We start from the raw sequence: 21,114 nt of genomic DNA on the forward strand, positions 1-21,114 counted from the left end.
GCCGTCGCGTCAGCGGCGGGCCCCGGCGACCGCTTCTCCCCACCGGCACAGGAGTCCGCCATGACCGCCGTCGCCCCCGCCCCGCTTCCCCTGCCCGCCCCGCGCCCGACCGGTCCCGCCGGGGCCGAGCCGCGCTACGTCGTCTCACTCGCCCGCACCGAGCAGGACGTACGGGACGCGCAGCGCCTGCGCCACCTGGTCTTCGCCGGGGAGATGGGCGCCCGCCTCGACGGGCCGGAGCCCGGCCTGGACAGCGACGCGTTCGACGCCTACTGCGACCACCTGCTGGTCCGCGAGGAGTCGAGCGGCGAGGTCGTGGGCACCTACCGGCTGCTGCCGCCCGAGGGCGCGCGGGCCGCCGGGCGGATCTACTCCGACGGCGAGTTCGACCTCGCCCGGCTCGCCCCCATCCGGCACGACCTGGTCGAGGTCGGCCGCTCCTGTGTCCACCCGCTGCACCGCACCGGCGCGGTCATCGCCCTGATCTGGGCCGGACTCGCCCGCTACATGACCACCAGCGGCCACAACTGGCTGGCCGGCTGCTGCTCGGTACCGCTCGCCGACGGCGGCGCGCTCGCCGCCGCCACCTGGAACACCGTGAAGGACAGACACCTCGCGCCCGAGGAGTACGGGGTCACCCCGCACCGGCTGTGGACCCCCGGCGCCGCCGCGACCACCGCCGCGACCGGCGCCGCGACCGCCACCGCGACCGCCACCGCGACCGGCGCCGCGCGCGCCGAACTGCCCGCGCTGCTGCGCGGCTATCTGCGGCTCGGCGCCTGGGTGTGCGGGGCGCCCGCCCACGACCCCGAGTTCGGCGTCGCCGACCTGTACGTCCTGCTCTCGATGCGCCGGACCAACCCCCACTATCTGCGCCACTTCCTCTCGCTGGCGCCCGCGGCATGAGCGTCTGGCTGCCCACCGCCCCCTGCACCCCCGGCGACTGCGCCGTCCACCGGGGCCCCGCGACCGGCCCGGTGACCGCCGTCGGCCGGCTGCTGGCCGGGTGCCTGCTGGTGCTCGCCGGGGCCCTGCTCACCCCGCTGCTCGCCCCGCTGCCCGGCGGGACGCGCGACCGGCTGACCCGGCGCTGGTGCCGTACGGTGCTGCGGCTCTTCGGCCTGCGCGTCCACGTGCGGGGTGCCGGGGCCGCGCCCGCGCGCGGCACGGGCGTCCTGGTCGTCGCCAACCACATCTCCTGGCTGGACATACCGCTGCTGGCCGCCGTGTTTCCCGCCCGGATGCTGGCCAAGAGCGAGATAGGGCGCTGGCCCGTCCTCGGCGCGCTGGCCGCCAGGGGCGGCACCCTCTTCGTGGAACGGGAACGGCTGCGGGCGCTGCCCGCCACCGTCGGGGCCCTGGCCGCCGCGCTCACCGCGGGCTCACGGGTGGCCGTCTTCCCCGAGGGGTGCACCTGGTGCGGCCAGGACCAGGGCCCGTTCACCCGGGCGGTCTTCCAGGCCGCGCTGGACGCGGGCGCCGCCGTCAGACCCGTACGGATCACCTACCGCACGGAGCGCGGAACCCCGTCCGGCGCACCGGCCTACATCGGCGACGACAGCCTGCCGGCCTCGCTGTGGCGGGTGGTGACGGCCGGCGGGCTCACGGCGGAGATCACGGTCCTGCCGCTCATCCCCGCCGGGCGCCACACCGACCGCCGCTCCCTCGCGGAAGCGGCGCGCTCAGCCGTGACCGGCAGCGCCGCGGGGCGGCCGGGCCCCGCTCACACCGCCGTGGCCAGCGACAGCGCGAACCGCTCCGCCCCGTCCGTCCACCAATACCTCAACTCCATCCCCGCACCGCGCAGTTCGTCCCGCACCCGGTCCTGACGGAACTTCGCCGACACCTCCGTACGCACCTCCTCGCCCGCCGCGAAGTGCACCACCAGATCCAGTTCCGGGATCTTCACGCTCAGAGCGCGCCGCGCCCGCAGCCGCATCTCGATCCACTCCCGCTCCGGGTCCCAGCGCGCCAGATGGGAGAAGTCGGCGGGGGAGAAGTCCGCGCCCAACTCCCGGTTGATGACGGTCAGCACGTTCTTGTTGAACGCCGCCGTCACCCCGGCCGCGTCGTCGTACGCCCTGACCAGTACGGATTCGTCCTTGACGAGATCCGTGCCGAGCAGCAGCGCGTCCCCGGGCTCCAGCAGCGTCCGTACGAGTGCCAGGAACTCCGCGCGCTCCGCCGGCAGCAGATTGCCGATCGTGCCGCCGAGGAACGCGACCAGCCGGGGGCCCGGGGTGGCGGGCAGCGTCAGCGCGTGCGTGAAGTCGGCGATCAGCGCGTGCACCCGCAGCCCCGGCCGCTCGGCGAGCAGCGCCGCCGCCGCGCCGTTCAGCGCGCTCTCGCTCACGTCGACCGGCACATAGCTCACCAGACCGGTCAGCTCGTCCAGCAGGTGCCGGGTCTTGTCGGACGAGCCCGAACCCAGCTCGATCAGGGTGCGCGCCCCGGTCGCCGCCGCGATCTCCGGGGCCCGGTCGAGGAGGATCTCCCGCTCGGCGCGGGTCGGATAGTACTCGGGCAGCGTGGTGATCTCGTCGAACAGCTCGCTGCCCCGGGCGTCGTAGAACCACTTCGGAGGCAGTGTCTTGGGGGTGCGGGTCAGCCCCTGGAGCACGTCGGCGCGCAGCGCGGCGTCCGTGGCGTCCTCGGGGAGCGTGCGGGTCAGCTGGAACGGGCTCACGCGGAGGGCTCCTTGAGAGGGGTCAGCAGGACGTCGTCGCGGGTCGCCGTCACCAGGGTGCGGTCGGGGACCTCGCGCCAGCGCGGATCGTCGTCGTACGGCTCGGAGGCCACCGCCACCGAACGCGGGCCCGGATCGGCGCGATACCACAGGGAGTCGCCCCACGCGGTCGCCGCGATCCGCGCGCCGTCGGTGACCAGCAGATTCAGCCGGGAGGCCGGGGCCTCGCGCGCCACCTCCGCCACCGTGTCGGCCAGCGCCTGCCCCAGCTCGTCCCCGGCCCGCAGCCGGTGCAGCAGCAGCGCCCACACCAGCGCGGAGTCGCTGCGGGCCGCCAGCGACAGCAGCTCCTCGGCGGGCAGGGTCCCGGCCGGGGCCGCGAGCGAGCCCGGCCAGCCGCTCACCGAGCCGTTGTGGCTGAACAGCCACGGCCCGGCGGCGAACGGCGCGGCGGCGGCCTCCCCGTCGGCGCTCGGCAGCGTCGCGTCCCGTACCGCCGCGAGCAGCGCCCCGCTGCGGACCACCCGCGCCAGATCGGTCAGCCCGGGATCGGCCCAGATCGGCCCGGCGCGCCGGTAGCGGGCCGGCACCGGATCGTCCTCGGCGTACCAGCCCACCCCGAACCCGTCGGCGTTGACCGTCCCGTGCCGCTGCCTGCGCGGCGCCCACGACTGCCGGTACAGCCCGTGCGCGGGCTCGACGACCAGCTCCCCGAGCGCCACCGCCGGGCCCGTATAGGCGAGATGACGGCACATCAGGCGCCCTCGCCGGGCGCGGCGGTACGCGCGGTGCGGAACCCGGAGAAGATCTGCCGGCGCACCGGCAGGTCCCAGTTGCGGAACGTGCCCCGGCAGGCCACCTCACCGACCGCGAACGAGCCGCCCCTCAGCACCTTGTGCGCGCTGCCGAAGAAGACGTCCGAGTACTCGCGGTAGGGGAACGCCACGAACCCCGGATACGGCAGGAAGTCGCTCGACGTCCACTCCCAGACGTCCCCGATCAGCTGCCGCACCCCGAGCGGCGACGCCCCGCGCGGATAGCTGCCCGCCGGGGCCGGCCGCAGATGGCGCTGGCCGAGGTTGGCGTGGTCGGGGCCCGGGTCCTCGTCGCCCCACGGATGGCGCAGCGAGCGGCCGGAGACGGGATCGTGCCGGGCGGCCTTCTCCCACTCCTCCTCGGTCGGCAGCCGCCGCCCCGCCCAGCGGGCGTACGCGTCGGCCTCGTACCAGCTCACGTGCAGCACCGGCTCGTCGGCCGGGACCGGCTCCACCGTGCCGAAGCGGCGGCGCAGCCACCGACCGCCCTCGCGCCGCCAGAACAGCGGCGCGCCGATGGAGTGCTCCCGGATCTGCGCCCAGCCCTCGGGGGCCCACCAGCGCTCGTCCGTGTAGCCGCCGTCCTCGACGAAGCGCTGGTAGGCGCCGTTGGTCACCGGGACGGTGTCGAGGTGGAACGCGGGCACCAGCCGCTGGTGCGCCGGGCGTTCGTTGTCCAGCGCCCACGGCTCCGTGGACGTGCCCATGGTGAAGGGACCGGCCGGTACGAGCACCTCGTCCGGCAGCCCCGCCGTGTCCCCGGCGGGCGGCGGCGGAGCGCTCAGCGCGGCGGGCCCCCGGCGCAGCTGGTGGGTGATGAGCATCGTCTCGTCGTGCTGCTGCTCGTGCTGGGCGATCATCCCGAACGCGAACCCCGCGTCCAGCAGCGGCCCGCCGCGCAGCGGGGAGCGCTCGATGACGTCGAGCACCCGCCCCCGTACGTCGGCGGCGTAGGCGCGCGCCTCGGCGGGCGGCAGCAGCGGCAGCGTGGGCCGCGCCGCACGCGGATGCTCGAACGCGTCGTAGACGGAGTCGATCTCGGGGCGTATCGCGTCACGTCCCGCGACGGCCCGCAGCAGCCACTGCTCCTCCTGGTTGCCGATGTGCGCCAGGTCCCAGACCAGCGGCGACATCAGCGGCGAGTGCTGCGCCGTCAGGTCGTGGTCGTCCACGCAGGAGGTCAGCAGGGCCGTCCGGTCCCTGGCGGCCGTCAGCGTGGTGACGGCCCGCCCGCGCAGCAGCTCGGTGGAGACGTCGACCGCCTCGGCGGACGGGGCGTGGCCGGTGGTGTCGGTCATGTGCGGAGGTCCTTCCCGGTCACGGAGGCGGGCTGATCGTCGGCCGGACAGCGGCCCGGTACCACATAGCGCTCGGTGAACGCGGCGACCGCCTCCTGAACGGCCGGGGACGCCCCGACGCGCGGCAGCGCCTCCCGGGCGGTGGCGAAACAGACCAGCGCCGCGGCGTGCAGCTCCGGGTCCGCCAGCCCGTAGCGCGCCGCGTTGACCCACAGGGGGTTGTGCGGCGCGGGCAGCCCGCCCGCCGTCTCGGCGAGCGGCTTGACGGTGCGGTAGACGGTCTCGGACGCCTCCGGATCGTCGAAGAGCGCCGTGGTCACGGCGAGCGGCACCATCCAGCCGTCCTCGCCCGGCTGGGCGTCGATCATCCGCAGCTCCAGATGGCCGCGCGGACGCACCGGAGGGAAGAGCGTCGTCAGGTGGTAGTCGAGATCGGCGCGGACCGGCGGACGCGGCGCGCCCGACCGTATCCACTGCCGGAACGTCAGCCCCTCCGGCACCGTCCAGGGCCCCTGCTGCGCCCGGATGCACATCACCGGCGCGTCCAGGGCGTGCGCGGTCCAGCTCGCGCGCGGGTCGTGGCGCGCGGCGGGCGCCCTCGTACGGGCCGGGTCCAGCGCGGACCAGAGCGCCTGACGGGTGGAGCGCCAGCCGGTCGGGCCGCCGCCGCGCATGGAGGAGTGCGCGAACGCGGCGACCAGCACCGCGCCCAGCAGATGGGCGAGTTGCCAGCGTCTCGCGTAACCGAGCGGCCCCGGCTCCTCGTGGCCCGCGTCCAGACACACCTGGATGGAGGCGGTGGTGCGCATCATGGCGCGCCCGGCCGGACCGATCCGGTCGAGGTAGGTCTCCATGGCGTCGTAGCGCGGCTCGCGCAGCATGCGGTGCGGGGAGAGCCAGGGGTCCTGCCCGATGCCCGCGAGCGCGAGTCCCGCCGCGCGGAGCACGGGGCGTACCGCGTCGAGGTCCGCGGCGGTGGTGGTGAGGCACTCCGTCAGCGATCCGGCGGGGGCCGAGCTGAGTTCCAGCTGGCCGCCGGGTTCGAAGGTGAGTGCGGAGTTCAGGCGCAGGGTACGCAGCGTGTCGAACGCCTCGGTGAGGCGGTGGGCCGGTACCGCTCTTTCAGGGGCGCGCAGATCGTGTACGAGCCATTCCAGTTCCACCCCCACGGTGCGGGGCGGGCCCGTCTTGAAACAGATGCCGTGGAGCAGATCCTCGGCGTCGCTCTCGCCGAGGGGCGGTCCCTCGTCGGTGAAACAATCGGATGACATGGGCCGGATCCTTCTGTCGAAGACCATGACCGGACTCCGTCCCGGATGGCGGGAGCGGAGCGCTTCGTCCAACCTAAAGCCACTCTCGCCGCTTCGCACAAGAGTGCCCCATGGTCACTGTTCTGTCAGAAATCCGGTTGCCCCGAGGGAGATCGTTCACTCAGGATCCGTCTTATGAGCGCACGGCTGCGGGGGATCGCGAAGGAAACCGAGGAGATCGTCCGAACGGGGGGATACCGGACGGCCGACGGCCGCGACATCGACCTGCGCCGGGCCGTGGACGCGGCCGTGGCGGGCACGAGGATGTACGGCCCGGGACCGGTCGCCCCGCCCCCTCGGGAACGGGGTACGCACCCGCGGGCGGCGCGGGCCGAGGCCACCGTCGAGGTCACCGGCGAGTCCAGCCTCGACGCCGCCCGGCGGCTGACGGAAACGGGCCCCGGCGCGGTCGCCGTCCTCAACTTCGCCTCGGCGCGCAACCCGGGCGGCGGCTACCTCAACGGCGCGCAGGCGCAGGAGGAGGCCCTGTGCCGGGGCTCCGCCCTGTACGCCACCTTGCGGCGGGCGCCCGAGTTCTACGCGCACCACCGCGCCGAACCCAGCCCGTTCTACAGCGACCGGGTCATCCACTCGCCCGGCGTCCCGGTCTTCCGCGACGACCGGGGCCGACTGCTCGACACGCCGTACGAGGCCGGGTTCCTGACCGCCGCCGCGCCCAACGCGGGCGTGATCGCGCGGAACCTCCCCGGCGAGGTGCCGCTGATCGCCTCCGCGCTCGCCGCCCGCGCGGAGCGGGTGCTGGAGACGGCGGCCGGGCGCGGCTACCGGCGGCTGGTGCTCGGCGCCTGGGGGTGCGGGGTCTTCCGCAACGACCCGGCGACGGTCGCCGGGTCGTTCGCGGCGCTCCTGACCGGCGGCGGCCGGTTCGCGGACCGCTTCGACGAGGCGGTCTTCGCGGTCCTGGACCGCACACCGGAGCAGGCCACTCTCATGGCGTTCCGGCGGGTGCTGGAGAGCTGACGCCCGGCGGGGGCGGTCAGCTCCAGCCGTAGCGCTCCCGCAGCCGGTTCACCACCAGGCCGAACCGTCCCCGGTCCAGGGCACACGCCTCGCGCCGCATGCCCGCGTCGTGCAGCCGCAGCACCCGGTCGATGTCCACCCAGGACTCGCGGCCCTCCCGGTCCCACGGCCCGACGCCGATCGGCACCCACTCGTGGTCCGCGTCGTGGCGCTTGCTGGAGAGCTGTACGGCGAGCACCGTACCGGCCGCCTCACGGGCCACCACCAGCACCGGACGGTCCTTGCCGCGTCCGTCGTTCTCCTCGAACGGCACCCAGGTCCACACGATCTCGCCGGGGTCGGGGTCGCCGTCGTGCTCCGGGGCGTACGAGGTGCGGACGTGGCCCACGTCGCGGGGGTCGGCCTCGGTGGTCGCGCTCGGGCCCCGGCGGCCGGGAAGGTCGGGCTCATGGTCACTGTCGCGGCTGCCGCTGCCGGCAGAGGAAAGGAAGGTCATCCGCAAGAGGGTAGATCCCGCACCGCGCGGCCGGGATGGCGGGGCGTGTCCCGCGGCCGGAGCCTCCCGGCGCCGCTCGGGCCACGGCTCGCGGCCGGGGCTTCCGCCGGGCTTCCGCCGGGCTTCCGCCGGGCTTCCGCCTGGCCTCCGCCTCGCTTTCGGCACCGCGACATGCGGGGCCACCGGCCGGTGGCTAGCGTCGGGGCATGACTACCGTTCCGCGACGCTTCGAGATCCTGCTGGTGGCCGGATTCACCGAGTCCGACGAGACCCCGCCCACCTCGGCGCACGCGCTGCGCTCCGCCGTGGTCGAGGCCACGGGCGAGACGGGGGAGTCCGGCTACCCGCGCTACGCGGGCAACGGCATGGAGGCGGACATCGACCCCGCGACCCGCACGGTCGAAGCGCTGCTGGTCGACGGCGCGGAGATCGACTACGGCCTGTCGGTCCGCGTCGTCGCCGCGCCCGCCACCTGATCCGCGGCGGCGCTCAGGCCGGACTCCCGGCGTCCCCGGCCGCCTGGTTCTTCGCGTCGGCCTCCGCCACCGACGTGCGCACCTCGTCCATGTCGAGCGCGCGGGCCTGCCCGATCACGTCCTCCAGAGCGCTCTCCGGCAACGCGCCGGGCTGGGCGAACACCGCGACGTTGTCCCGCACGATCATCAGCGTCGGGATCGAGCGGATGTCGAAGGCGGCGGCCAGCTCCTGCTGCGCCTCCGTGTCCACCTTCGCGAAGACCAGATCGCCGTGCCGCTCCGACGCCTTCTCGTAGACCGGGGCGAACTGGCGGCAGGGGCCGCACCAGGAAGCCCAGAAGTCGATCAGGATGAAGTCGTTCTCCGACACCGTCCGGTCGAAGTTCTCCTTGGTGAGTTCCACCGTTGCCATGGTCCGCTACCTCTTCCTGCTCTTCGGGCTCTGCTCGGGCTCTTCGGGGGTGAACCGCCTGCGACAACGGCCGTCGCCGCCGACGTATTCCACCCGCACGTCCGGAGGCGTGTCCTGAGCCCCTGCCCGAAGATCGTGTGGCCATGCGGGGTGCCGCCCAGCAGACTGACCCCATGACAGATGTGACGGGACCCCTTGAGTACGACGTCGTGGTGCTGGGCGCGGGACCGGTCGGCGAGAACGTCGCCGACCGGGTCAGGGCGGCCGGTCTGAGCGCGGCCGTCGTGGAGAGCGAACTGATCGGCGGCGAATGCTCGTACTGGGCCTGCATGCCCAGCAAGGCCCTGCTGCGCCCGGCCATCGCCCGCGCCGAGGCGCGCAGGGTGCCGGGGCTGAGCGGCGCCGTACAGGGACCGCTCGACACGAAGGCCGTACTCGGCAACCGCGACGCGTTCACCTCGCACTGGAAGGACGACGGCCAGGTCGCCTGGCTGGACGGCATCGGCGCCGCGATCCACCGGGGGCACGGGCGGCTGGAGGGGCCCCGGCGTGTCAGCGTCACGGGGCCCGACGGCGAACAGCTGCTGCTGACCGCCCGGCACGCGGTCGCCGTGTGCACCGGCAGCCGGGCCGTGCTGCCGGGACTCCCGGGGCTCGCCGACGCCGCGCCGTGGACCAGCCGCGAGGCGACCAGCGCCCAGCGGGTGCCCGGCCGGCTCGTCGTGGTCGGCGGGGGAGTGGTCGGCGTGGAGATGGCCACGGCGTGGCGCGCTCTGGGAGCCGAGGTCACCCTGCTGGTGCGCGGCGAGGGCCTGCTCCCCCGGATGGAGCCCTTCGCGGGTGAGCTGGTCGCCCGGTCGCTGACCGAGGCGGGCGCCACCGTCCGTACGGGCGTCTCCGTCACCGCCGTCGAGCGGGACGGCTCCACCGGGCCGGTGACCGTGGTGCTCGGCGACGGCGAGCGCGTCGAGGCCGACGAGGTCCTCTTCGCCACCGGCCGCGCCCCGCGCACGGACGACCTCGGCCTTGAGACCGTCGGTCTCGAGCCGGGCTCCTGGCTCACCGTCGACGACAGCTGCCGGGTCGAGGGCAGCGACTGGCTCTACGCGGTCGGGGACGTCAACCACCGCGCCCTCCTCACCCATCAGGGCAAGTACCAGGCCCGGGTGGCGGGCGCCTCCATCGCCGCCCGCGCCCGGGGCGTCAAGGCGCTCGGCACGGCCCCGTGGACCGCCCACGCGGCCACCGCCGACCACCGGGCCGTCACCCAGGTCGTCTTCACCGAACCCGAGATCGCCGCGGTCGGCCTCACCCTCGCCGAGGCCGAGGCGGCGGGCCACCGGGTGCGCGCCGTCGACTACGACCTCTCGGGAGTCGCGGGCGCCGCCCTCTACGCCGACGGCTACCGGGGCCACGCCCGCATGATCGTCGACCTGGACGCCGAAACCCTCCTCGGCGTCACCTTCGCGGGCCCGGCCGTCGGCGAGATGCTCCACTCCGCCACCGTCGCGGTGGTCGGCGAGGTGCCGATCGACCGCCTCTGGCACGCGGTGCCCGCCTACCCGACGATCAGCGAGGTGTGGCTGCGGCTGCTGGAGACGTACCGGGGCTGACGCGCGGGCGCGCTCGGGCGGGCCGCCCGGGGCAGGGGCGGGCGGCCCGCGGTGCCCGAGGCCCCGGGCGCGCTGCCGGGACCGGCGCGGGCGCTCGCGCTCGCCCCGCAGGACACCCCGGAGAGCCCCATGCGGCCGGTGGCCCTCACCGGCCGGGGGCTCGGGTCGGTGAGGGCCACCGGCCGCATGGTCCTGCCCGACGCCCGTACCGTCGCACCCCCGCCGGTCCGGACGATCGGTGCTCCACCACCGTACGGACGCGGGCGGGAGCCCGGCGCGGGCCCGGCGCGACGGCTGAGGCCCCCCGGGGAGTGTCCGTGCGGCTCAGCGGGCCCTGTCGGCCACCCGTACCCGCCCGCTCTCGCCGTCGGAGAGGAACGACGCGAGCGCCCGCCCCTGCTCGGCCACGGCGTCGTCCTCGGCCCGCGAGAACCGGCGCAGCGGTGTGACCCGCACGGTGCCGTCCTCGACGGTCCAGGTCGCGGCCACCCGGCCGTCGACCAGGGCGACGCGCGCGCCCGCGACCGACAGGCCCCGGTGCTCGTCGTCGATGATCCGGCGCCGGTCCTGGTAGCCGAGGATCGCGTTGTCGAACGCGGGCAGGAACCGTACCGGGGCGGGCGTGTCCGGATCGGGGCGGGGCGCGTCCGGGAGGTCCAGCAGCTCCCGGCCCCGCTCGTCCCGGAAGGCCACCAGCTCAGGACGGAGCGCGGCCACGGCGGCCGGCAGCCCGGCCAGCCCGCACCAGGCGCGCAGATCGGCCGAGGCCGCCGGGCCGAACGCGGCCAGATAGCGCCGTACCAGCGCCCGGCCCACCGGATCGGAGCCGTCCGGGGACGGCGGGGCGACCTCGCGCCCCAGCCAGGACGCGAGCGGGACGTTGCGCACCCCGGCCTTCCGCCGCCACAGCCCGCGCGGCGGCAGCTGCGCCATCGGGACGAGCGCGGCGACCAGCATCTCGCCCAGCGCCCGCCGCCCCGGCGCGGGCCAGCGTCCCTCGACCGTCCGGGCCAGCTCGGACATCGAGCGCGGTTCGCCGTCGGCCATCACCGCCCGGCCCGCCGCGGCGAGTTCGTCGAGGTCCACCCCGGCCAGTTCGGCGCGGTAGGTGCCGAGCACCCGTTGGCGCAGCATGGCGTCATGGCGGGAGCGCCAGGCCAGCGCGTCGTCGGCGGTGACGAGATGGACCGTGCGGCGCATCAGATGGGTCCGCACCACGCGCCGCCCGGACAGCAGCTCCGAGAGCGCCGCCGGATCGAACGCGGTCAGCCGCGACCAGAGCCCGACGAACGGTTCCTGCGGCTCCTGAGCCTGGAGACCGCCGAGGTGCGCGACGGCGTCCAGGACCGGCAGGACGGAGCGGTCGAGCAGCAGCTGCCGGGCGAGCGCGGCGCGGCCCAGCGCCCGGTTGCCGAGAACGGTCATCGCGGCAGCACCGCCCCGCGCTCGCCGGCCCGCCGTGGCTCGGGCCTCCCCCTCCCGCCGGTCCGCCCCGGCTCGCGTGTCTTCACGGCGCTGTCGCTCCCCATCTCTTCATCTCTTCGCGGACCCCTCTGCTCGCGGACCCCTCTGCTCGCGGACCCCTCTGCTCGCGGACCGCTCTGTTCGCGGATCACCGGCCCCGGCCGGGGCCGGTGATCAGGACGCCTGGTGACCGTCCAGCGTCTCGCGCAGGATGTCCGCGTGCCCGGCGTGCTGGGCGGTCTCCGCGATGACGTGCGTGAGCACACGGCGCACGCTGCGCACCTCTCCCGGCCGCAACCAGGGCGCCTCCGGCAGCGGGTGCGTCACCGACAGGTCGGGTACGGAGACGATGATCTCCGTGCTCCTGGCGGCGACCTCCTCGTAGCGCGCGACGATCCCGGCCAGCGTCTCGCCGGGCAGCATCCGCAGGTTGTTCTGGTGGTCGATGGCCCACTGGGGGAACTCCCGAGCGGTACCGCCGCCGAGGTCGGCCCAGGTGACGCCCTCGGGCAGGTCGAAGCGCATCGCCGAGGGGCCGTCGACCACGAAGCGCAGCCAGCCCTCCTCGACGGCGGCGACATGCTTGATCACTCCGCCCAGGCTCAGCGCGCTGACCGTCGGGTGCTCGCCGCCCTGCTCGTCGCTGAGCCCCTTGACGGTGTCGGTGAGGGCGGTCCTGGCCGCCGCGAGCGCGTCGATCAGATCGGCCCGCTCGGGGTCGAGGGCGGGCCCGGCGGTGGTGGGGGCGGGTGTGGTGGTCACAGGGATCGGTCCTTCCAATGGTGTGCGCCAGGTCCGGTGCGAGGCGCCGTACGGAAGAACAGTCGCAGCAGAAGCGGTCAGGTTGTGGCCTCTTCCCGGGGCAGTATGGAGGCATGCCGAAAACCTCCGCGCGACTGCTCTCGCTGCTCTCGCTGCTCCAGGCCCGCCGGGACTGGCCCGGAGCGCTGCTGGCCGAGCGGCTGGACGTCAGCCCGCGTACGGTGCGCCGCGACGTCGACCGGCTGCGCGAGCTTGGCTACCCCGTGGTGGCCGTCAAGGGCCCGGACGGCGGGTACCGCCTCGACGCAGGAGCTGAGCTGCCCCCGCTGCTCTTCGACGACGAGCAGGCCGTCGCGCTCGCCGTGGCCCTGCGGATCGCCACCACCACCGGCGGTATCGGGGAGGCGGCGGCCCGCGCGCTGAACACCGTCCGGCAGGTCATGCCCGCCCGGCTGCGCCATCGCATCGACACCGTCCAGGTCACCGCCGTCGAGCAGCGGGACACCCGGCTGGACAACGGGGTGCTCATGGCGCTCAGCGCCGCCGTCCACGCCCGCGAGGTGCTGCGGTTCGACTACCCGCCTGCCTCCCCGCTGACGGCGTCCGGTGACGGCGCGGCGCGACTGCCCTGGCGCCGGGCGCAACCGCACCATCTCGTCACCTGGAGCGGGCGGTGGTACCTGGTCGCCTGGGACCTCGACCGGGAGGACTGGCGCATCTTCCGCGCGGACCGCATCACCCCGCGCACCCCCACCGGGCCGCGCTTCTCCCCGCGCGAGGTGCCGGGCGGCGACGTGGCCGCCTTCGTCGCGGGGAGGTTCCGGGGGGCGACGGGTCCGGGCGGCTGGCCCTGCCGGGGCGAGGTGATCCTCGCTCTGCCCGCCGCCGTCGTCTCCCGTTACACCCACGGCGAGGTCATCGAGGAACTCGGCCCTGACCGCTGCCGGCTCGTGATGGGCTCGTGGTCCTGGCATGGCCTGGCCGTCGCCGTCGGTGGCCTGCACGCCGACGTCGAGGTGGTCGGCCCGGCCGAACTCAAGGACGCCTTCGCCGACTTGGCCCGTCGCTACACTCGCGCGGCGAGCGGTGAGCGACTCCCGCCGAACGAGCATTGAGGGCGCGGGCGCGGGCGCGGCCGTCGGCGGGACGGCCCCGGCTGCCGAAGGTCACTGCCGGAGCGACCAAGTCCCCTGCGCCGCAAGGGGATTGACTACTCGTCAGTAAGTACTTCAGTGTGGTGTACATGGCGAAAGTGGCGGCGGTGCGCGGTGCGCGACGGCGGTTACGGATACGGCGACCGGCCGGGCCGCGGGCCCGGGGCCGACGGGGCGTACGGTGCGCCGCCGCCCTCGCGCTGCTGGCGGCGGGCGCCGTCGGCGGCCCGCCCGCCGAGGCGGCCGACGGCGCGCCGCTGTGGTTCGACGGCGCGACGGCCACCGGGGTCACCGCCGACGGCAGCCGCTTCACCGACGGCCACGGGCGCGAGGTCGTCCTGCGCGGCTTCAACGTCTCCGGCGAGACCAAGCTGGCGGAGAACGGCGGTCTGCCCTTCGCCGACACGGCGGACGCCCGCGCCTCGGCCGCCGCACTGCGCTCCCTGACCGGCGGGAACGCGGTGCGCTTCCTGCTGTCCTGGGCCCACGCCGAACCCGAACCGGGGAAGGTCGACACCGGCTATCTGGACCGTGCCACCGACCAGATCGAGGCGCTCCTCGACGCCGGACTGCGGGTGTTCCCCGACTTCCACCAGGACCTCTTCTCCCGGCACCTGTTCCACCGGGACAGCTGGTACACGGGGGACGGCGCGCCCCGGTGGGCCGTCGAGGCGGGCGGGTACCCCGTCGAATCCTGTGGCGTCTGCGTCCTGTGGGGCCAGAACATCACCCAGAACCAGGCCGTCAAGAACGCCACCCGGGACTTCTGGCACAACCGCGTCCTCACCGTCACCACGGACACCGGCGTCCGCTCCGTGGCCGTCCAGGACGCCTTTCTCGACACCGCGCAGCGGACCATGGCCCATCTCGCGGGGCGCCTCACCGCCGACCGGTTCGCCGGGATCGTCGGCTTCGACCCGTACAACGAACCGTACGCGGGCGAGTACACCGCGGGACAGAACAGCCGCGGCTGGGAACGGGACGTGCTGCTGCCGTTCTACGCCCGGTTCCGGGCCCGGATGGACCTGGCGGGCTGGCGCGACAAGCCGCTGTTCGCCGAACCCAACATGTTCTGGAACGCCAATCTCGACCTCGCGCGGCAGGAGGGCGGCCTCCTCGACGCGGGCACCCTCGGCGGGCGCCACGTCTTCAACACCCACTTCTACGACCAGAAGGCCATCTCCGGGATCTTCATGTGGGGCAAGGCCGAGGACGGCCGGTACAGCGCGGACTTCGGTACGGTCCGCGACCGCGCCACGGCGCTCGGCACCCCGGCGATCGTCAGCGAGTTCGGCCACCCGCTGAGCGGATACACCTCGGACAAGGCGCCCACCGTCGACAAGGCGATGTACCAGGCGCTCGACAGCCGGCTGCCGGGAGCGGCCTGGTGGGGCGCACCGGCCCGCTCGGGGCCCGTGCTCTCGGCCACGCAGTGGCAGTGGGACCTCTACAGCGGTCGCCACCGCGAGGCGATGAACGGCAACACCGGCAAGATCCGCACGGCGGGCGACGCCTGGAACGACGAGGACCTGTCCGCCGTCGCGCTCGACTCCTCGGGCCGGGCCGTGCTGCGCCAGGACGCCCGGCTGCTCGACCGGCTCTACCCGGGCGCCGTGGCGGGCCGTACCCTCGCCTTCTCCTACGAGGACCGCTCCCGGGACGGTGGCACCACCCTGAGCTGGAACCGGATCCCCGGCACCATGCCCAGCACCGCCCGCCTGGTGGGCGGTGGGCGGTACGGCGTGCTGGTGTGGCGCTCCGAGGGCGCCACCCGCGCGCCGACGCAGCTGCATCTGCCGAGCGGGTTCACCGCGTCATCGGTCACGGTCGTCTCCGACCTCGGCGCCGTCACCGGGCCGCCCGAGTACACCGCGCGCGGTGAGACGGCGGACCATCCCGTCGCCACCGCCGTCGAGCCCGGCACCACCGACGCGCGGCGCCTGCTGCTCTCCGCCCCGGCGGCCTCGGACGCGGCGGGCACCCGGCACTACGCGCTGGTCGCGGACGGCACGGCCGCTCCCTCGGCGGAGCTGCGCGAGGCCGCGCGGCGCGAACTCGCCGCGTGGGTGGCGGGGGCGGGCTTTCCCGCCTCCCCGTGACGTGATCCCGTACCTCGGCGCGGTCGTCGGCTGTCGGTCGTCGGGCGGGCGCGGCTCCGCCGACGGGGCGCTGTCCTCAAGCGGCACCGACGTGCCCGTCGGTGGTGGCCCCCGCCGGACATGAAAGGTTTCAACAGGCCACACGTCCAGGGACGTTAAGCCCGCGCCGACGGCCGCGTCAATGCCGCGTACTCGGAAAAAATCCGGCGCCGTCCCGTGCGTCCCGGACCCTTGACACACCTCAGGCGCCTCCCTACTTTCACCGAAGTGAAACGATTCACTGTCGAGTCGTATCGGAGCCGCATTGTGATCAGCAGAAGACGACTGCTCGGTACCACCGCCACGGCTGTGGGCGCGGCCGTGGTCGCAGGACCCGGCCCGGCCGCCGCGCTGGCCCGGGAGCCGGGAGGCGGAGCCCACGACGGCGGCCGGGCGGCCGGGTCCGCCGTACGGGTCACCTCGCCGACGGTCGAGTACGTCAGCCGGCCACTCGGCCTCGACACACCGCGCCCCAGGATGAGTTGGCCCGTCGTGTCCGCCCACCCCGGCCAGACGCAGAGCGCCTACCGGATCAGGGTCGCCACCGACCCGGGGCGGCTCGGCAAGCCGGACGTCTGGGACAGCGGCAAGGTGGTGTCGCCCGACTCGACCCTGGTCCCGTACGGCGGACCCGCGCTCACGTCCCGTACCCGCTACCACTGGTCCGTGCGCGTCTGGGGCGCCGACGGCGAGGTCTCCGACTGGAGCGCGCCGTCCTGGTGGGAGACCGGGCTCACCGGCGCCGCGGACTGGACCGCGCGCTGGATCGCCGCACCCGCCTCCCTCGTCGGAACGCCCGCGCTCGACAGCGCCGCCTGGATCTGGTTCCCCGAGGGGGACCCCGCGGTCGAGGCGCCCGCGGCCACCCGCTGGTTCCGCGGCCGGGTCGACGTGGAGCCGGATGTCAGCCGGGCCCGGCTGGTGATGACCGCCGACGACGGCTACACCGCCTACGTCAACGGGGTCCGCGTCGCGCACGCCGACGCCGACGGCCCCGCCGAGAACTGGCGCCACCCCGCCCTCGTGGACGTGACCGCGCTGCTGCGCCCCGGCGCCAACGTGATCGCCGTCGCGGCCACCAACGCCACCGTCAGCCCGGCCGGACTGCTGGGCCTGCTGGAGCTGACGACTCCCGGCGGGATCCGCACCTCCGCCACCGGCGACGGCTGGGTGACGGCCGATCAGGAACCGTCCGGCGACTGGAAGTCCACCGGATTCGACGACGCCGCGTGGTCCGCCGCCAAGACGCTCGCGCGGTGGGGCGCCGGTCCCTGGGGCAAGGTGGCGGTCTCGTCCGCGCCCGCCGCGCAGCTGCGCCGGGAGTTCCGGCTGCCGCGCAAGACCGTGGCACGGGCCCGGCTCTACGCCACGGCCCTCGGTGTGTACGACGCGCACCTCAACGGGCAGCGCGTCGGCGAGGACCGGCTGGCCCCCGGCTGGACCGACTACCGCAAGCGGGCGCAGCACCAGACGTACGACGTCACCGGCCTGCTCGCCCCCGGCGCCAACGCCCTCGGTGTCACCCTCGCCGCCGGCTGGTACGCCGGCAGCGTCGGCATGTTCGGTCCGCACCAGTACGGAGAACGGCCCGCGCTGCTGGCCCAGTTGGAGGTCACCTACACCGACGGCACGACGCAGCGGATCGTCTCGGACGGCGACTGGCGCGCCGGGGCGTCCCCGGTCACCGACGCCGACCTGCTGATGGGGGAGGCGTACGACGCCCGGCTGGAGACCGCCGGATGGACGCGCGCCGGATACGACGCGACCGGCTGGAGCGCGGCCGAGCCGCGGCCCCCGGTGGACATCGCCCTGGTCGCGGCGGTCGACGGGCCCTCGCGCGTGGAGAGCGAACTCACCGTCGAGAAGATCACCGAGCCGAAGCCCGGGGTCTTCGTCCTCGACCTCGGCCAGAACATGGTCGGCACGGTCCGGCTCAAGGTCACCGGCGCCGCCGGTACCACCGTACGGCTGCGCCACGCCGAGGTGCTCAACCCCGACGGCACCCTCTACACCGCCAACCTGCGCTCCGCCCGCGCCACCGACACCTACACCCTCAAGGGCGGCGGCCAGGAGACGTACGAGCCCCGCTTCACCTTCCACGGCTTCCGCTACGTCGAGGTGACGGGCTATCCGGGGCGTCCTTCGCGCGACGCGGTCGTGGGGCGGGTCATCCACACCTCGGCGCCGTTCACCATGGACTTCAAAACGAACGTCCCGATGCTCAACCAGCTGCACGGCAACATCACATGGGGCCAGCGGGGCAACTTCCTCTCGGTGCCCACCGACACCCCCGCCCGCGACGAACGGCTGGGCTGGACCGGGGACATCAACGTCTTCGCCCCGACCGCCGCCTACACCATGGAGTCGGCGCGCTTCCTCACCAAGTGGCTGTGGGACCTGCGCGACGGCCAGTCGTCCGACGGCGCCTTCCCCCACGTGGCGCCGGAGGTCGGCGCGATGGGCGGCGGCGCGGCGGGCTGGGGCGACGCCGGGGTCACCGTCCCCTGGGCGCTGTACCGGGCGTACGGGGACACCCGGGTGCTGGAGGACGCCTGGGAGTCGATGGTGAAGTGGCTCGGCTACCTGGAACGCCACAGCGACGGCCTGCTCCGCCCGGACGAGGGCTTCGGCGACTGGCTCAACATCCAGGACGAGACGCCCAAGGACCTGATCGGCACCGCCTACTTCGCGCACAGCGCCGATCTCGTCGCCCGGACCGCCGAGGTGCTGGGCAAGGACCCGGCGCCGTACCGGACCCTGTTCGGGCGGGTCCGCGACGCCTTCCGCGCCGCGTACGTCTCACCGGGCGCCCGGATCAAGGGGGACACCCAGACCGGCTACGTACTGGCCCTGTCGATGGATCTGCTGGCCGACGCCGACCGCGCGCCCGCCGCCGGCCGTCTGGTGGAGCTGATCAAGGCCAAGGACTGGCATCTGTCGACGGGTTTCCTCGGCACGCCCCGGCTGCTGCCCGTCCTCACCGACACCGGCCACACCGATGTCGCCTACCGGCTGCTGCTCCAGCGCACCTTCCCCAGCTGGGGCTACCAGATCGACCGGGGCGCCACGACGATGTGGGAGCGCTGGGACTCCATCACCCCCGACGGCGGCTTCCAGGACGCCGGGATGAACTCGTTCAACCACTACGCGTACGGCTCGGTCGGGGAGTGGATGTACGCGAACATCGCCGGCATCGCGCCGCGCGGGCCGGGCTTCCGCGAGATCACCGTACGGCCCCGGCCCGGCGGCGGGGTGACCCGGGCCGAGGGCCGCTTCGACTCGGTCCACGGGCCGGTCACCACCCGGTGGCAGACCGGGGCGAAGGGATTCGATCTCACGGTGTCCCTCCCCGCCAACACCACGGCCGAGGTGTGGATAGCGGCGACGGACGTCAGGAAGGTCGGCCACGGCCGTACGAAATTCCTGCGGATGGAGGACGGTTGCGCGGTTTTCGCCGCGGGCGCGGGAAGGCATCATTTCACCGCGTGATTCCGCCGACGTGTGATTCCGCCACGGGGTGTGGCGCGCCCGCTCCGTAAGCGGGGAAATACCGGGTGGCCCGGCCGGACGTACCAGTCCTGCCGGGCCACCCGATCGTTTTCAGGGACGTATCGTGCACAGGGCCAGCAGACAGAAATTGATCCCCTGGGTATTGCTGGGACCCGTGCCGGGACCGGAGTCGCCGACCGTGCAGCGGGCCAGCAGACAGAAATTCGCCCCCTGAATGCCCCGGTAGGAACCGGCGAGCGGGGAAGCGGTCGTGGTCCGTGTCTGCTGGGTCGCCGAGGCCGTGGTCCGGCCGTCGGCGGCCGACGCGCTCGCGGCGCCCGATATCAGCACGATCCCCGCGGTGACGGTCGCGGCGCCCCAGCGCTTGAGGGAAACAGGCATGTTCAAGGGCTCTCCAAGTGTCGTGGACACGGCGGAATGGTGTCTGCCCCTGCCTTCGGAGCGGACTGACGGATCGTTTGGTCCTGAGCACGATGTGTGACGCACGTCTCTTTTCGCATATTCGCTCCCGTGTGAATTGAGGGAATGTCAGCTCCATTTCTGTGTCCTGGGTCACATGGCCAATCCGCTGGGGCCGTGCCTCCGAACTGTTTCCCGTGAGCGCAATTGAGGCGATGTCGATTGCGCCCCGAGCCGCATTGAGGTGGATACGCGTGACCGACGACGTAGAGCACGACAGGACCCCGACGAAGGAACTCCCGCTGACCGCGGCCCAAAGGGGCCTGTGGTTCGCCAGGAAACTCGACCCGGAGAATCCCGCGTACAACGTTGCCGAGTACGCCGACGTCCGGGGCCCGCTGGATCCCGCTCTGCTGGAGAAGGCGTTCCTCCTGGTCGCCGGTGAGACCGAGGCCATGCGGCTCACGTTCGGCGAACGCGACGGCGTTCCTTTCCAGACGGTCCACGCCGACGGCGCCGTCGCGCTGCCGCTGGTCGACCTCTCCGGCCACGCGGACCCGCACGGCGAGGCGCTGACCCGGATGGAGGCGGTCCTCGCCGAACCCGCCGACACGTCCACCGGTCCTCTCGTCCTGACCACGCTGTACCGGCTGGCCGACGACCGGCACCTCTTCCACCAGCAGGTGCACCATCTCGCGCTGGACGGCTACGGAGCGGCCCTCGCGCTGACCCGCATCGCCGAGGTCTACACCCGGCTGGCCGAGGCGCCGCACGAGCCGATCGCCGCCGCCCCGGCGCCCCTCGGGCCCCTCGTCGCCGAGGACCTGGCCTACCAGGACTCCGAACAGCGGCTGGCGGACCGCCGGTTCTGGAGCGGGACGAGCGCGGGCGCCCCCGCCCCGGCCGGACTGGCCGACGGCACGGCCGCGCCCGGCCACGCCTGCCACCTCGCGCGGGGCGCGATGGACGCCGACGGCGCCGACCGGCTGCGCGCCGCCGCCAAGACGGCCGGTGTCGCCTGGCCCACCCTCTTCATGGCGGCCATGGCCGTCTACCTGCACCGCGACCGGGGCCTCGGCCGGGTCGTCCTCGGACTCCCCGTGACCGGCCGCCGTACCCCCCTCGCCCGCGCCACCCCGAGCATGCTCTCCACCATCCTCCCGCTGGACCTGGAGATATCGCCGTCCGACCGGGTGCGCGACGTCGCCAAGCGCGCCTCGGCGCGCGCCCGGCAGGTGCTGCGCCACCAGCGCTACCCGGCCGAGAGCCTCCGCCGCGACCAGGGGCTCGCCGGAGTACGCGACCGGCTGACCGGACCGGCCGTCAACGTCCTGGCCTTCGACGACACGCTGCGCTTCGGCGCCGCCTCCGCCACCGTGCGCAACCTGTCCGTCGGCCCCGTGGACGACCTGGTGCTCGCCGTCCACGCCTCGTACTCCGACGGCGCGCTGCGCGTCGACCTCCTCGGCAACCCCGCCCTGTACACGCCCGAACAGCTGGCCCGCCACCACACCCGGCTGCGCCGGCTGATCGACGCGTTCGTCGACGACCCCGAGAGCCCCGTCGGTTCGCTGCGGATCATCGGCGACGACGAGCGGCA

At 74.2% G+C, this 21,114-nt stretch carries 17 protein-coding genes and 1 pseudogene; 9 read left to right on the top strand and 9 right to left on the bottom strand.

The features are described 5' to 3' along the window. Window positions 1-60 precede the first annotated feature (60 nt). Window positions 61-906, top strand: a complete 846-nt coding sequence (locus tag DVH02_RS26760) for a GNAT family N-acetyltransferase (RefSeq protein ID WP_114626424.1) — start codon at window positions 61-63, stop codon at window positions 904-906. After that, entirely contained in the window at window positions 903-1,829 is a 927-nt protein-coding gene (locus DVH02_RS26765) for a lysophospholipid acyltransferase family protein (RefSeq protein WP_114626425.1), read from the top strand. Before DVH02_RS26760 ends, DVH02_RS26765 begins: the two co-directional genes overlap by 4 nt. On the opposite strand, the gene egtD is transcribed toward DVH02_RS26765, so the two are convergent. Genes egtD through egtA form a run of 4 tightly spaced genes read right to left on the bottom strand, consistent with a single transcriptional unit; the run spans window position 1,724 to window position 6,070 of the window. Continuing rightward, the gene (gene egtD, locus DVH02_RS26770; RefSeq protein WP_114626426.1) at window positions 1,724-2,686 is read right to left on the bottom strand and encodes an L-histidine N(alpha)-methyltransferase; all 963 of its coding nucleotides are present in this window, start codon (window positions 2,684-2,686) and stop codon (window positions 1,724-1,726) included. The two genes, DVH02_RS26765 and egtD, sit on opposite strands and share 106 nt — an antisense overlap. Then, window positions 2,683-3,441, bottom strand: coding sequence for an ergothioneine biosynthesis protein EgtC (egtC, locus tag DVH02_RS26775; protein ID WP_114626427.1), 759 nt, complete (start codon window positions 3,439-3,441; stop codon window positions 2,683-2,685). The genes egtD and egtC overlap by 4 nt, the downstream gene beginning before the upstream one ends. Then, window positions 3,441-4,799 (bottom strand): ergothioneine biosynthesis protein EgtB, encoded by a 1,359-nt coding sequence (gene egtB, locus DVH02_RS26780; RefSeq protein ID WP_114626428.1) that lies wholly within the window; start codon window positions 4,797-4,799, stop codon window positions 3,441-3,443. The genes egtC and egtB overlap by 1 nt, the downstream gene beginning before the upstream one ends. After that, a complete protein-coding gene (gene egtA, locus DVH02_RS26785; protein WP_114626460.1) occupies window positions 4,796-6,070 on the bottom strand; it encodes an ergothioneine biosynthesis glutamate--cysteine ligase EgtA in 1,275 nt (424 codons plus the stop codon). Before egtA ends, egtB begins: the two co-directional genes overlap by 4 nt. 174 nt (window positions 6,071-6,244) lie before the next feature. On the opposite strand from egtA, the gene DVH02_RS26790 reads away from it, so the two are divergent. Continuing rightward, window positions 6,245-7,090: a TIGR02452 family protein gene (locus tag DVH02_RS26790; protein ID WP_114626429.1), complete on the top strand. Its 846-nt coding sequence runs from the start codon at window positions 6,245-6,247 to the stop codon at window positions 7,088-7,090. A 16-nt stretch (window positions 7,091-7,106) separates the two neighbouring features. On the opposite strand, the gene DVH02_RS26795 is transcribed toward DVH02_RS26790, so the two are convergent. Next, window positions 7,107-7,586 (bottom strand): type II toxin-antitoxin system PemK/MazF family toxin, encoded by a 480-nt coding sequence (locus tag DVH02_RS26795; protein ID WP_114626430.1) that lies wholly within the window; start codon window positions 7,584-7,586, stop codon window positions 7,107-7,109. 206 nt (window positions 7,587-7,792) lie between these two features. Here DVH02_RS26795 and DVH02_RS26800 point away from each other — a divergent pair, with 206 nt between their 5' ends. Continuing rightward, window positions 7,793-8,062, top strand: a complete 270-nt coding sequence (locus DVH02_RS26800) for a hypothetical protein (RefSeq protein WP_114626431.1) — start codon at window positions 7,793-7,795, stop codon at window positions 8,060-8,062. 13 nt (window positions 8,063-8,075) lie between these two features. Here the strand turns inward: DVH02_RS26800 and trxA are convergent, their stop codons facing one another. After that, window positions 8,076-8,474 carry a thioredoxin gene (gene trxA / locus DVH02_RS26805; protein WP_114626432.1) on the bottom strand — a complete coding sequence of 133 codons (399 nt, stop codon included), beginning with the start codon at window positions 8,472-8,474 and terminating at the stop codon, window positions 8,076-8,078. A gap of 173 nt (window positions 8,475-8,647) precedes the next feature. On the opposite strand from trxA, the gene DVH02_RS26810 reads away from it, so the two are divergent. After that, window positions 8,648-10,087, top strand: a complete 1,440-nt coding sequence (locus DVH02_RS26810; protein ID WP_199566425.1) for a dihydrolipoyl dehydrogenase family protein — start codon at window positions 8,648-8,650, stop codon at window positions 10,085-10,087. Between the two features lie 324 nt (window positions 10,088-10,411). Here DVH02_RS26810 and DVH02_RS26815 read toward each other — a convergent pair whose 3' ends face one another. Then, window positions 10,412-11,512 (bottom strand): winged helix DNA-binding domain-containing protein, encoded by a 1,101-nt coding sequence (locus DVH02_RS26815; RefSeq protein WP_114626433.1) that lies wholly within the window; start codon window positions 11,510-11,512, stop codon window positions 10,412-10,414. Between the two features lie 213 nt (window positions 11,513-11,725). Next, window positions 11,726-12,319, bottom strand: a complete 594-nt coding sequence (locus DVH02_RS26820) for a DinB family protein (RefSeq protein ID WP_114626462.1) — start codon at window positions 12,317-12,319, stop codon at window positions 11,726-11,728. 107 nt (window positions 12,320-12,426) lie between these two features. On the opposite strand from DVH02_RS26820, the gene DVH02_RS26825 reads away from it, so the two are divergent. The 3 genes from DVH02_RS26825 (at window position 12,427) to DVH02_RS26835 (ending at window position 19,094) form a co-directional block, all read left to right on the top strand. Next, complete coding sequence (locus tag DVH02_RS26825; RefSeq protein WP_114626434.1) at window positions 12,427-13,428, top strand: helix-turn-helix transcriptional regulator; 1,002 nt, start codon at window positions 12,427-12,429, stop codon at window positions 13,426-13,428. A 128-nt stretch (window positions 13,429-13,556) separates the two neighbouring features. Beyond that, window positions 13,557-15,566 carry a cellulase family glycosylhydrolase gene (locus DVH02_RS26830; protein WP_114626463.1) on the top strand — a complete coding sequence of 670 codons (2,010 nt, stop codon included), beginning with the start codon at window positions 13,557-13,559 and terminating at the stop codon, window positions 15,564-15,566. A 306-nt stretch (window positions 15,567-15,872) separates the two neighbouring features. Beyond that, window positions 15,873-19,094 (top strand): alpha-L-rhamnosidase, encoded by a 3,222-nt coding sequence (locus DVH02_RS26835; protein WP_114626435.1) that lies wholly within the window; start codon window positions 15,873-15,875, stop codon window positions 19,092-19,094. A gap of 111 nt (window positions 19,095-19,205) precedes the next feature. On the opposite strand, the gene DVH02_RS26840 is transcribed toward DVH02_RS26835, so the two are convergent. Beyond that, window positions 19,206-19,496, bottom strand: coding sequence for a hypothetical protein (locus DVH02_RS26840; protein ID WP_233518483.1), 291 nt, complete (start codon window positions 19,494-19,496; stop codon window positions 19,206-19,208). Between the two features lie 233 nt (window positions 19,497-19,729). Here DVH02_RS26840 and DVH02_RS37260 point away from each other — a divergent pair. Beyond that, window positions 19,730-21,103, top strand: a pseudogene (locus tag DVH02_RS37260) (condensation domain-containing protein); the annotation flags it as partial. Window positions 21,104-21,114: the final 11 nt, after the last annotated feature.

This window comes from Streptomyces corynorhini (assembly GCF_003346515.1).
Lineage (GTDB): Bacteria > Actinomycetota > Actinomycetes > Streptomycetales > Streptomycetaceae > Streptomyces > Streptomyces corynorhini.

Excerpts from the sequence above, each read along its gene's own strand:
- DVH02_RS26760 (WP_114626424.1), top strand. The coding sequence starts at position 61 with ATGACCGCCGTCGCCCCCGCCCCGCTTCCCCTGCCCGCCCCGCGCCCG.
- DVH02_RS26765 (WP_114626425.1), top strand. The coding sequence starts at position 903 with ATGAGCGTCTGGCTGCCCACCGCCCCCTGCACCCCCGGCGACTGCGCC.
- egtC (WP_114626427.1), bottom strand. The coding sequence starts at position 3,441 with ATGTGCCGTCATCTCGCCTATACGGGCCCGGCGGTGGCGCTCGGGGAG.
- egtB (WP_114626428.1), bottom strand. The coding sequence starts at position 4,799 with ATGACCGACACCACCGGCCACGCCCCGTCCGCCGAGGCGGTCGACGTC.
- egtA (WP_114626460.1), bottom strand. The coding sequence starts at position 6,070 with ATGTCATCCGATTGTTTCACCGACGAGGGACCGCCCCTCGGCGAGAGC.
- DVH02_RS26790 (WP_114626429.1), top strand. The coding sequence starts at position 6,245 with ATGAGCGCACGGCTGCGGGGGATCGCGAAGGAAACCGAGGAGATCGTC.
- DVH02_RS26795 (WP_114626430.1), bottom strand. The coding sequence starts at position 7,586 with ATGACCTTCCTTTCCTCTGCCGGCAGCGGCAGCCGCGACAGTGACCAT.
- DVH02_RS26800 (WP_114626431.1), top strand. The coding sequence starts at position 7,793 with ATGACTACCGTTCCGCGACGCTTCGAGATCCTGCTGGTGGCCGGATTC.
- trxA (WP_114626432.1), bottom strand. The coding sequence starts at position 8,474 with ATGGCAACGGTGGAACTCACCAAGGAGAACTTCGACCGGACGGTGTCG.
- DVH02_RS26810 (WP_199566425.1), top strand. The coding sequence starts at position 8,648 with ATGACAGATGTGACGGGACCCCTTGAGTACGACGTCGTGGTGCTGGGC.
- DVH02_RS26815 (WP_114626433.1), bottom strand. The coding sequence starts at position 11,512 with ATGACCGTTCTCGGCAACCGGGCGCTGGGCCGCGCCGCGCTCGCCCGG.
- DVH02_RS26825 (WP_114626434.1), top strand. The coding sequence starts at position 12,427 with ATGCCGAAAACCTCCGCGCGACTGCTCTCGCTGCTCTCGCTGCTCCAG.
- DVH02_RS26830 (WP_114626463.1), top strand. The coding sequence starts at position 13,557 with ATGGCGAAAGTGGCGGCGGTGCGCGGTGCGCGACGGCGGTTACGGATA.
- DVH02_RS26840 (WP_233518483.1), bottom strand. The coding sequence starts at position 19,496 with ATGCCTGTTTCCCTCAAGCGCTGGGGCGCCGCGACCGTCACCGCGGGG.